Annotated in this window: 8 protein-coding genes; 1 reads left to right on the top strand and 7 read right to left on the bottom strand. The window is 69.6% G+C overall.

Annotation, left to right across the window (positions count from 1 at the left end; translation table 11 throughout):
- Positions 1–132 precede the first annotated feature (132 nt).
- The 7 genes from MOQ72_RS22520 to MOQ72_RS22490 form a co-directional block, all read right to left on the bottom strand.
- Complete coding sequence (locus MOQ72_RS22520; RefSeq protein ID WP_242186991.1) at positions 133–1896, bottom strand: acetyl/propionyl/methylcrotonyl-CoA carboxylase subunit alpha; 1764 nt, start codon at positions 1894–1896, stop codon at positions 133–135.
- A 69-nt stretch (positions 1897–1965) separates the two neighbouring features.
- Positions 1966–2220 (bottom strand): acyl-CoA carboxylase subunit epsilon, encoded by a 255-nt coding sequence (locus MOQ72_RS22515; protein WP_242186939.1) that lies wholly within the window; start codon positions 2218–2220, stop codon positions 1966–1968.
- Between the two features lie 45 nt (positions 2221–2265).
- A complete protein-coding gene (locus MOQ72_RS22510) occupies positions 2266–3906 on the bottom strand; it encodes an acyl-CoA carboxylase subunit beta (protein ID WP_242186937.1) in 1641 nt (546 codons plus the stop codon).
- A gap of 353 nt (positions 3907–4259) precedes the next feature.
- Positions 4260–5453, bottom strand: coding sequence for a TetR/AcrR family transcriptional regulator (locus MOQ72_RS22505; protein ID WP_242186936.1), 1194 nt, complete (start codon positions 5451–5453; stop codon positions 4260–4262).
- A 143-nt stretch (positions 5454–5596) separates the two neighbouring features.
- Positions 5597–6976 carry a type I glutamate--ammonia ligase gene (locus tag MOQ72_RS22500; protein WP_242186934.1) on the bottom strand — a complete coding sequence of 460 codons (1380 nt, stop codon included), beginning with the start codon at positions 6974–6976 and terminating at the stop codon, positions 5597–5599.
- Between the two features lie 51 nt (positions 6977–7027).
- A complete protein-coding gene (locus tag MOQ72_RS22495) occupies positions 7028–7633 on the bottom strand; it encodes an FMN reductase (RefSeq protein ID WP_242186931.1) in 606 nt (201 codons plus the stop codon).
- Complete coding sequence (locus tag MOQ72_RS22490; protein ID WP_242186901.1) at positions 7630–8727, bottom strand: LLM class flavin-dependent oxidoreductase; 1098 nt, start codon at positions 8725–8727, stop codon at positions 7630–7632. The genes MOQ72_RS22495 and MOQ72_RS22490 overlap by 4 nt, the downstream gene beginning before the upstream one ends.
- A 217-nt stretch (positions 8728–8944) precedes the next feature.
- Here MOQ72_RS22490 and recQ point away from each other — a divergent pair, with 217 nt between their 5' ends.
- On the top strand, positions 8945–10795 hold the full coding sequence (gene recQ, locus MOQ72_RS22485) for a DNA helicase RecQ (protein ID WP_242186900.1): 1851 nt from the start codon (positions 8945–8947) through the stop codon (positions 10793–10795).
- The last annotated feature ends 3 nt before the right edge of the window (positions 10796–10798 follow it).

Below are 10798 nucleotides of genomic sequence, written 5' to 3'. Positions count from 1 at the left end.
CCCTAAAACGGCGCACTACCCGCCCCCTACCTAGCCCGCGCCCCCCCCGGGGGGGGGGGGCCCCCCCGGGGGGTGGGGGGGGGGGGGGGGCCCCCCACCCCCCCCCCGGGGGTTTCCCCCCCCCCACGACCGTCAGTCCTTCAGTTCGCAGAGGGTGGTGCCTTGGGACACCGAGTCGCCTGGCTGAGCCGACAGGCCCGTCACCGTGCCCGATTTGTGGGCCGTTACCGGGTTTTCCATCTTCATCGCTTCCAGCACCGCGATCAGGTCACCCGCCGCTATCTGCTGGCCGTCGGTTACCGCGATCTTCACGATCGTGCCCTGCATCGGCGCCGTCACCGCATCGCCGGAGACCGCCGCTCCGGCCTTGCCCGCAGAACGCTTGCGCGGCTTCGCCTTCGCCGCTGGCGCCGCCGACGGCGCGGCGAACTCGGCGGGGAGTGAGACCTCCAGGCGACGGCCACCCACCTCTACCGTGATCGTCTGCCTCGGCTCCGCTTCCTCGACCTCCGCACCTCCGGTGAACGGTTCGATGGTGTTGTCGAACTCCGTCTCGATCCAGCGGGTGTGCACCGTGAACCCGTCGGTGCCGACGAACGCCGGGTCTCGGACGATCGCGCGGTGGAAGGGCAGCACCGTGGCCATCCCCTCGACGACCATTTCGTCCAGCACCCGCCGGGATCGCTCCAGGGCTTGCTGGCGGTCGGCACCGGTGACGATCACCTTGGCCAGCAGCGAGTCGAACTGCCCGCCGATCACGCTGCCCGTCTCCACCCCGGCATCCACCCGGACACCCGGTCCCTGCGGGGCGACGAAGCGGGTGACCGTGCCGGGCGCGGGTAGGAAGCCGCGGCCCGCGTCCTCGCCGTTGATGCGGAACTCCAGCGAGTGGCCGCGCGGCTCGGGGTCCGCGGTGATGCGCAGCTTCTCCCCCGCTGCGATCCGGAACTGCTCTCGGACCAGGTCGAGGCCGGTGGTCTCCTCCGAGACCGGGTGTTCCACCTGCAGCCGGGTGTTGACCTCCAGGAACGAGATCGTCCCGTCCAGGCCCACCAGGAACTCCACGGTGCCCGCACCGTAGTAGCCAGCCTCCGCGCAGATCGCCCGCGCCGCCTCGTGGATGGTGCGGCGCTGCTCGTCGGTGAGGAACGGCGCCGGGGCCTCCTCGACGAGCTTCTGGTGGCGGCGCTGCAACGAGCAGTCGCGGGTGCCGACGACCACCACGTTGCGGTGCTGGTCGGCGATGACCTGCGCTTCGACGTGCCGCGGCCGGTCCAGGTAGCGCTCCACGAAGCACTCGCCTCGGCCGAACGCGGTCTCGGCCTCCCGCACCGCGGAGGCGTACAGCTCCGGGATCTCCTCCAGCGTCCGAGCCACCTTCAGACCTCGACCGCCGCCGCCGAACGCGGCCTTGATGGCCACCGGCAGGCCGTGCTCCTCGGCGAAGGCGACCACTTCGTCGGCGCCCGACACCGGGTCCTTGGTGCCCGGCACCAGCGGTGCCCCGGCGCGGGTCGCGATGTGCCGGGCGGTGACCTTGTCGCCGAGGTCCCGGATCGCCTGGGGGGACGGGCCGATCCAGATCAGTCCGGCGTCGAGCACCGCTTGCGCGAACTCGGCGTTCTCGGACAGGAACCCGTAACCGGGGTGCACCGCGTCGGCTTCCGACCGCTTCGCGACGTCGATGATCTTGTCGATGCTCAGGTACGACTCGCCCGGCGTCGAACCGCCCAGCGCGAACGCCTCGTCGGCCAGCCGCACGAACGTCGCGTCGGCGTCCGGCTCGGCGTAAACGGCGACGGAGGCGATGCCCTCGTCCTTGCAGGCGCGGATCACCCGCACCGCGATCTCACCGCGGTTGGCGACCAGAACCTTGCTGATCGACGTCACGTCCACAGTGGTCAACTCCTCATTTCCCGGCGCGCCGCCGGAGGAACTGGCGAAATCTTGGTTGGCAGGAACCGGTCAGCCCGGCAGGCCCGACGCGCGCCAGGCGTGCGGGCCGGGGCGCAGCGGCCGACGGCCCGCCGGGTGGCGCAATCGAGCTGCTCGGTCACCCCACAGCGACATCGGCTGCCGCTGCGGCGGCTCCGCGGCCTGCGCGGCGGCCAGGCCGCTCAGCGCCGCCGTCAGCGCGGCGATCTCGACGTCGTCGGGATTGCCGCGCACGATGCGCAGCACCGGGCGCTGGCCCGGTGTCGCGTCTGCGTGCTGGCTCATAAGAACCTCCTCGTGAGCGGCAGCGACCACCGCCGCTCACGACCGTCACAGGGGGATGTTTCCGTGCTTCTTCGCGGGCAGGTTGGCGCGCTTGTCGCGCAGCATCCGGAGCGACCGCGCCACGTACCCACGGGTGTAGGACGGCGGGATCACCGAGTCGACGTAGCCGCGCTCGGCGGCGACGTACGGATTGCAGAGCGTGTCCTCATACTCCTCCTGCAACCGCGCCCGCACCGCGTCGACGTCCTCGCCAGCCTCGGCCGCGTCGGCCAGCTGCCGCCGGTACAGGATGTTGACCGCGCCCTGCGCGCCCATCACCGCGATCTGCGCCGTCGGCCAGGCCAGGTTGATGTCGGCGCCCAGGTGCTTGGAGCCCATCACGTCGTAGGCCCCGCCGTATGCCTTGCGGGTGATCACGGTGACCAGCGGGACGGTGGCCTCCGCGTAGGCGTAAAGCAGCTTCGCACCGCGCCGGATGATGCCGTTCCACTCCTGGTCGGTGCCCGGCAGGAAGCCCGGCACGTCCACGAAGGTCAGCACCGGGATGTTGAACGCGTCGCAGGTTCGCACGAACCGCGCTGCCTTCTCGCTGGCATCGATGTCCAGGGTGCCTGCGAACTGGGTCGGCTGGTTGGCCACCACACCCACCGGGTGGCCCTCGACGCGCCCGTAGCCGGTGATGATGTTCGGCGCGAACAGCGCCCCGACCTCCAGGAACTCCGCGTCGTCGACTACGCGGGAGATGACCTCGTGCATGTCGTAGGGCTGGTTCGGCGAGTCCGGCACCAGCTCGTCCAGCTCCCGGTCGGCGTCGGTGATGGACTCCGCCACCGGGCCGGTGCCGGTGTCGGGGCCCTCGAACACGGGTGGCTCGGCGAGGTTGTTGCTGGGCAGGTAGGACAGCAGCTCCTTGACGTAGGCGATGGCGTCCGCCTCGTCGGTGGCCAGGTAGTGCGCGTTGCCCGAGCGCGAATTGTGGGTGCGCGCGCCGCCGAGCTCCTCGAAGGTCACGTCCTCGCCGGTCACCGTTTTGATCACGTCCGGGCCGGTGATGAACATGTGCGAGGTCTGGTCGACCATCACGGTGAAGTCGGTGATCGCCGGGGAGTACACCGCGCCGCCCGCGCACGGTCCCATGATCAGCGAGATCTGCGGGATCACGCCGGAGGCGTGGGTGTTGCGCTTGAAGATCTCGGCATAGAGGCCCAGCGCCGCGACGCCTTCCTGGATCCGCGCGCCGCCGGAGTCGTTGATCCCGATCAGTGGGCACCCGGTCTTCAGCGCGAGGTCCATGACCTTGACGATCTTCTCGCCGAACACCTCGCCCAGCGATCCGCCGAAGATGGTGAAGTCCTGCGAGAACACGCACACCTTGCGGCCGTCGATGGTGCCGTACCCGGTCACCACGCCGTCGCCGTAGGGCCGGTTGGCGTCCATCCCGAAGTTCGTGGACCGGTGCCTGGCGTGCTCGTCGAGTTCCACGAACGAGCCGGGGTCCAGCAGCATGTCGACGCGCTCGCGGGCGGTGTTCTTGCCCTTCGCGTGCTGCTTGGCCACCGCACGCGCCGAGCCCGCGTGCACCGCCTCGTCATTGCGCCGGTACAGATCCGCCAGCTTGCCCGCGGTCGTGTGGATGTCCGGCACGTCCACCGGGGGCTGACCCACCGGCTCCGTCGCGCTGCTCATGACTGGCCCGCCCCTCCGCGATTCGCAGTGGTGGTTGCGTCCACACGAATCTCGCGTTTCGCGGTTTCTTGTGGCTGGCTTGCTTCACGGTCCCCTGAGGTGCGGTTGAGGAGGACCGGGGCTACAGGGCTACTCATGCGACCAACCTGTCCTCGTTAGCTGCTCGGCTCCAGTGTCTACGGCCCACCTGCGGCTGTACACGACGCATGTGCGGGCAGACCCGGCAGGTGCGGAGACTAGTGCGGCGCGGTCCCCGAAGTCAACCTCGAAGTGAGCGGCGCATAGCCCTTCCAGGACTAGGGGGATCCTCTCTTCCTGCGGATTCACCCCTTAAGTGAATAGATAGTAGCGAGTCAGCCGGTCGTCACCGGAGTGTCGAGCATCAGCGCCGAGCCGACCCGCAGCAGGGCGTCGACGTCGCGCACCGCGCCGGTGCGGGCCATGTCGTTGGCCGCCGTCAACGCCGCCTGCACCAGGATCCGGGACCGCACCGGGTCGAGTTCCGGGCGCGCTTCGCAGAGCAGCCCGACCCACTCCGCCACGTAGGCGTGCTGGGTCTGCCGCGCCCGGTGCCGTTCCGCGTCCGGCAGGTGGTTGACCTCGCTGACCAGGATGTCGATGAACCCGCCGTGGTCGAAGGCGAACGTGATGTAGGAGCGCAGCAGCTCGCGCAGCGCGTCGTCGGCGGCCGGGGTGTTGGCCAGGGTGCGTTCGAGTTCAACCTCCAGCCACGCGTTGCCGCGGGTGATCACCGCGCCGAGCAGTTCCTGCTTGCTGGCGAAGTAGTTGTACAGGCTGGGCCCGGCGATACCCGCCGCCGCACCCACGTCTTCGGTGGTCACCTTGGTGTAACCGGCGTCGGAGAACAGCCGCATCGCCGCGGACAGCAGCAACCGGCGCCGGGATGCCCGCCCGGCGAACAGCGCCGACCGCTGGTCGAGCTCGGCGGTGCCGCGGTCGGCGAACCGCTGCGGCGGCTGAGTGCCGATGACGACGACCATGGCCCGCAACAGCTGCTCGAACTCCCGCCGGGCCAGGTCCACCTGGTGGTAGGAGGGGCTGGTGAGGACGCTGAACATGCACCAAGCGCGGAACCGGGCGTCCGCACCGGTCAGCTCCGGCCGGAAGGCCCGCGCCACCTCGGCGAGCCCGCTGGCGACGCCGCGCAGCTCCTCGCGCAGCACGTCGCGCTGCTGCTCCGGCAGCTGCCGGGCCTCGCGCTGCCACAGCACTCCGAGTTGGCGGTGGTCGAGCGCGGCCGTGGCGAGCTGCGCGACCACCTGGTCCAGGTCCTGCTCGGCCACGCGCGCGGTGATGGCGCTGAACGGCTGGAGTTCGTCGAGCACGACGCGGGTCAGCAGCTGCTGCTTGCCCGCGAAGTGCCGGTACAGCGCCGACGAACCGACCCCGACGGCCTCGGCGATGTCGCTCATCCCGACCCGCCCGTAGCCGAGGCGGTAGAACAGGTCCGCCGCGGCGGCGGTGATCAGGGCACGCCGGTTGCGCGGACGCGTGTTGCGGGCAGGTGGGTTGGTAACTTCAGCCATCGCCGCCTCCCCTTCGCCGAGCAGCACGAGCATACTTGCGCAGCGTGCGGCCGACACCGGAGCGTGCGGGTCCACATCAGATCATCGGCGAAAAGGCCCGATCAGCAGTGGATCTCCGCAAATGTCCACTGTGGATCTCCCGATCACCAGCGCCAACGGGTGAGCGCCGCGAGTTCGTCCGGTTCCACGTCGCCGAAGCGGTCCGCTTCGGCGCGGCGAACCGTGCAGATCGCGTCGTGCAGTTCCTCGCCCAGGGCGTCGGCCAGCACTTCCGATCCCTCCAGCGCAACAGCGGCTTCCGACGCGTTGGTGGGCAGCCGGTGAATACCCGCCGCAGCGCGTTCGTCGTCGCTGAGCGCCGCCGGATCGCCGGTGATCTCCGGTGGCAGCCGCAGTTCTTCGCGCATCCCGGCGAGACCGGCCGCCAGCACGGCACCAACCGCCAGATACGGGTTGGCGGTGGCGTCGAAGCATTTCACCTCGGCGTTGGCCGCCCACTGCTCGGTGCCGGTCGTGCCGGTGATCAGCCGCACCGCGGCCTCCCGCGTCTCCCGGCCCCACACCTGCCAAACCCCGGCCCAGCGGGAAGGTTCCAGCCGGAGGAAGCTCGCCGGGTTGCCACTTCCGATGGCCACCAGTGCGGGAAGTTCCCGCAGCACACCCGCCAGGAACGCCTCCCCCGCGCGCTGCAGGCCGTAGCGGCCGGGACCGTCGGCGAGCAGGTTGCCGTCCGCGCCGTGCACCGACAGGTGCAGGTGCGCACCGGAGCCCGCGCCGCCCGGAACCAGGCAGGGAGCGAAGCTCGCGCGCCAGCCGTGCCGCCGCGAGACCGCTCGCACCGTGTGCCGCACCAGCAGTGCGTCGTCCGCCGCTCCCAGCGGATCCTTCGCCGCCACCGACAGCTCGACCTGGCCGAGCGCGTACTCCGGATGGAACTGCTGCACCTCCAGCCCCTGCTCGTGCAACGCGCCGACCAGCTCGCGCGCGTAGTCGGCGGTCGCCTCCAGCCGCACCTGGCCGTAGGCGGGGCCGGTGAAAGCGGGCACGAATTCCTCGGTGTCGACCGCGCCCAGCGCCCATTCGTGCTCGAAAGCGGCGAGCACCGCCAGCCCGGCGTCCGCGGCGGCGCGCACCTGGCGAGCCGCGAAGGCTCGCTGGCAGGCGACGAAGCGCTGCCCGTCCTGGGTGAACTTGTCGGCTGGCGCCCAGGCCCAGCCCGGCAGCGCCGCCAGCCGCACCAACCGGTCCAGATCCGGCACCAGCCGCAGATCACCGTCCGGTCCGCCGAGATATCGGCCGAGCACCATCTGATCGTCGAAGGTGAACGTTTCGAAGCACGGCGAAGCCCCGACGCCGAAGCGGGCCACCGCGGGCAACCGTCCCAGCGGGACCGACTTCGCCCGCACGTTCCCCGCGTTGTCCACAAAGGACATCTCGACCAATTCGACGCCCTCGGCGCGCAGTCGCGCAAGGACGTCGGCCAATCCAGCCCGCTCGTCGGCCGGGATGCGATCGCCAGTCATACCGCCACCGTATCCGTCGGCCGACGTGCGCGGCACCTCCTGGCCCAAACCTCAGTTCCTGGGTTGCGCGAGGAGTTGTTCGAAAGGGATCGGGTCCGCGAAGGCATCGGGTGGAGCCGTGGCGGGACGCTGATCGATCAGGGCGGCGAACTCGCCTGCCGCGCGCTCGATTCGGTCGGCCAACGCCGTCGCGTCACCACCGGTGCCCCAATCCTCGGATGCCGCGTAAACCGCCGTCGGCACCACCACTGCCCGCAGGTAGCTGAACATCGGTCGCATCGCGTGTTCCAGTGCGAGCGAGTGGCGGGGCGATCCCCCGGTCGCACCGATCAACACCGGCTTGCCCACCAGCGAATCGCTGTCCAGCACGTCGAAGAACGACTTGAACAGCCCACTGTAGGACGCCTGGAAGATCGGCGTCACCGCGATCAGGCCGTCCGCCGTGGCCACCTGGTCGAGCACCCCGCGCAAGTCACCGCCGGGAAATCCGGTGACCAGGTTGTTCGCGATGTCCTTGGCGTGATCGCGCAGCTCGACCACCTCGGTGCGCACCTGCACGACGCGTGCGGTCGCGGCCGCCAGCCGGTCAGCCAGCAGTCGGGTGGACGACGGCTGGCTCAACCCGGCCGAGACGACGACCAGTTTGCGGTCGCTCATTTCACCGCCTCCGATTTCTTCGCCTCGGCCGCGGCCAACAGCGAGGCGTGCGTTGGCGCTTGCGGCACGTGCTTCGGCCGCAGCAGCTCGAACTCCTTGCGCAGCACCGGGACGACCTCCTCGCCGAGCAGGTCGAGCTGTTCCAGGACGGTCTTCAGCGGCAGCCCGGCGTGGTCCATCAGGAACAGCTGGCGCTGGTAGTCGCCGACGTAGTCGCGGAAGGTCAGGGTCCGGTCGATGACCTCCTGCGGGCTTCCGACCGTCAGCGGCGTCTCGCGGGTGAACTCCTCCAACGACGGCCCGCCGCCGTACACCGGCGCGTGGTCGAAGTACGGCCGGAACTCTCGCACCGCGTCCTGCGAGTTCTTCCGCATGAACACCTGGCCGCCGAGCCCGACGATCGCCTGGTCCGCCGAACCGTGCCCGTAGTGCTCGAACCGCTGCCGGTACAGCCGCACCATCCGCTCGGTGTGCTCCTTGGGCCAGAAGATGTGATTGGCGAAGAAACCGTCGCCGTAGTACGCGGCCTGCTCGGCGATCTCCGGACTTCGGATGGAGCCGTGCCAGACGAACGGCGGCACGTTGTCCAGCGGCCGGGGCGTCGAGGTGAACGACTGCAGCGGGGTGCGGAACTTGCCCTCCCAGTCGACCACGTCCTCCCGCCACAACCGGTGCAGCAGGTGGTAGTTCTCGATGGCCAGCGGGATGCCCTGGCGGATGTCCTGGCCGAACCACGGGTACACCGGGCCCATGTTGCCGCGGCCCATCATCAGGTCGACCCGGCCGTCGGCCAGGTGTTGCAGCATCGCGAAGTCCTCGGCGATCTTGACCGGGTCGTTCGTGGTGATCAGCGTGGTCGAGGTGGACAGGACCAGCCGCTCGGTGCGCGCCGCGACGTAGCCGAGCATGGTGGTCGGCGAGGACGGCACGAACGGCGGGTTGTGGTGCTCACCCGTGGCGAAGACGTCCAGGCCCACCTCCTCGGCCTTCAGCGCGATCCGCACCATCGCCTTGATCCGCTCGGCCTCGGTGGGGGTGCGGCCGTTGGTCGGGTCGGTGGTGACGTCGCCGACCGTGAAGATCCCGATCTGCATGCGAACTCCCGCGCTAGCCGATTATTACAATCTTCAACTACTTTCACGAACGATTCTTCCTTGCGAAATGTTCCCCGGTGAACCGGAACCCATCCCAACGGGACGCAGGTCACAAGCAGACCGCGATCAAGCCCCGGTCGTCCACCTGCTCAGCCCGACACACCGCCGCATGTCGTAGCTGGCGGCGCACCGGTTCACGTCATCGGGGCTGCGTAAGATGCGCGCCGTGGCTTCCCCCGATCTTGCTTTCGAGGTGACCAACGCCCAGCACGTCCTGCAGCGGGTGTTCGGCTACGACTCGTTCCGCGGCGCGCAGCAGGAGATCGTCGAGCACGTGGTGAGCGGCGGCGATGCGCTGGTGCTGATGCCGACCGGCGGGGGCAAGTCGCTGTGCTACCAGATCCCGGCGCTGGTGCGGTCCGGGGTGGGCGTCGTCGTCTCGCCGCTGATCGCGCTGATGCAGGACCAGGTCGACGCGCTCAACGAACTCGGGGTGCGCGCGGGCTTCCTCAACTCGACGCAGACCTTCGAGCAACGCCGCCGCACCGAGGACGCGTTCGTCTCCGGTGACCTCGACCTGCTCTACCTGGCGCCGGAGCGGCTGCGGCTGGACTCGACGCTGGAACTGCTGGACCGCGGCGAGGTCTCGCTGTTCGCGATCGACGAGGCGCACTGCGTGGCGCAGTGGGGCCACGACTTCCGCCCCGATTACCTGGCCCTGTCGGTGCTGCACGAGCGCTGGCCGTCGATCCCGCGCATCGCGCTGACCGCCACTGCCACCGACGCGACCCGCCGCGAGATCGCCACCCGGCTGGAGCTGACCGAGGCGCGGCACTTCGTCGCCGACTTCGACCGGCCGAACATCCAGTACCGCATCGCGCCGAAGAACGACGCGAAGAAGCAACTGCTGCAACTGCTGCGCACCGAGCACGCCGGTGAGGCGGGCATCGTCTACCGGCTCTCCCGCGCCGAGGTGGAGCGGACCGCGGAGTTCCTGGTCGCCAACGGGATCGACGCGCTGCCCTACCACGCGGGTCTGGACAAGGAGGTCCGCGCCGCCCACCAGTCCCGGTTCCTGCGCGAGGACGGCCTGGTCATGGTCGCCACCATCGCCTTCGGCATGGGCATCGACAAACCGGACGTGCGCTTCGTCGCCCACCTCGACCTGCCCAAATCGGTCGAGGGCTACTACCAGGAAACCGGGCGCGCAGGCCGCGACGGACTGCCATCGACCGCATGGATGGCCTACGGCCTGCAAGACGTCGTGCAGCAGCGAAAGCTGATCGAGCTCTCCGAAGGCGATGACGCGCACCGCCGCTCGCTGTCGAGGCACCTGGACGCGATGCTCGCGCTGTGCGAGACCGTCGAATGTCGCCGCATCCAGTTGCTCGCCTACTTCGGCCAGCAGGCGCAGCCGTGCGGGAACTGCGACACCTGCCTGGCCCCGCCGGAGTCCTGGGACGGCACGGTCGCCGCGCAGAAGTTGCTGTCGACCGTGGTCCGACTCGACCGCGAGCGCAATCAGAAGTTCGGCGCTGGCCAGGTCATCGACATCCTGCGCGGCAAGAAGACCGCCAAGATCGAACAGTTCCGGCACGACACGCTGAGCGTGTTCGGCGTTGGTGCCGACCTGAGCGACAACGAGTGGCGCGGCGTGATCCGCCAACTGCTGGCCCAACGCCTGCTCGCCGTGGAAGGCGACTTCGGCACCCTGGTCCTCACCGAATCCAGCGGCGAAGTGCTGCGCCGCGAGAACCCGCGCCAAGTCCTGCTGCGCACCGAACCCAAGCGCACCTCCGCACCGGCCAAGTCCAAGGACCGCAAGCAGGCAGCCCAGGACATGCCACCGGAGGCGGAGCCGATCTTCCAGCAACTCCGTGCCTGGCGCGCCGCCACGGCCCGCGAAGAGAACAAAGCGCCGTTCATCATCTTCCACGACTCCACGCTGCGGCAGATCGCCGCGATCCAACCGTCCACTCTGGACGAGCTGGCCGCCATCAGCGGAGTCGGTGAACAAAAACTCGCCAAATACGGCCAAGCCGTCCTGAACGCCCTCCAAGACGAGTGAGCT

This window comes from Saccharopolyspora soli, from assembly GCF_022678645.1.
Taxonomy (GTDB): domain Bacteria; phylum Actinomycetota; class Actinomycetes; order Mycobacteriales; family Pseudonocardiaceae; genus Saccharopolyspora; species Saccharopolyspora soli.
The sequence above is the reverse complement of the archived record's forward strand: the minus strand, read 5'-3'. Positions and strand labels throughout refer to the sequence as shown.

Bases quoted from the DNA above. Each gene is read 5' to 3' on its own strand.
- MOQ72_RS22505 (WP_242186936.1), bottom strand. From the start codon at position 5,453: ATGGCTGAAGTTACCAACCCACCTGCCCGCAACACGCGTCCGCGCAAC.
- MOQ72_RS22490 (WP_242186901.1), bottom strand. From the start codon at position 8,727: ATGCAGATCGGGATCTTCACGGTCGGCGACGTCACCACCGACCCGACC.
- MOQ72_RS22500 (WP_242186934.1), bottom strand. From the start codon at position 6,976: ATGACTGGCGATCGCATCCCGGCCGACGAGCGGGCTGGATTGGCCGAC.
- MOQ72_RS22495 (WP_242186931.1), bottom strand. From the start codon at position 7,633: ATGAGCGACCGCAAACTGGTCGTCGTCTCGGCCGGGTTGAGCCAGCCG.
- recQ (WP_242186900.1), top strand. From the start codon at position 8,945: ATGCGCGCCGTGGCTTCCCCCGATCTTGCTTTCGAGGTGACCAACGCC.
- MOQ72_RS22510 (WP_242186937.1), bottom strand. From the start codon at position 3,906: ATGAGCAGCGCGACGGAGCCGGTGGGTCAGCCCCCGGTGGACGTGCCG.
- MOQ72_RS22515 (WP_242186939.1), bottom strand. From the start codon at position 2,220: ATGAGCCAGCACGCAGACGCGACACCGGGCCAGCGCCCGGTGCTGCGC.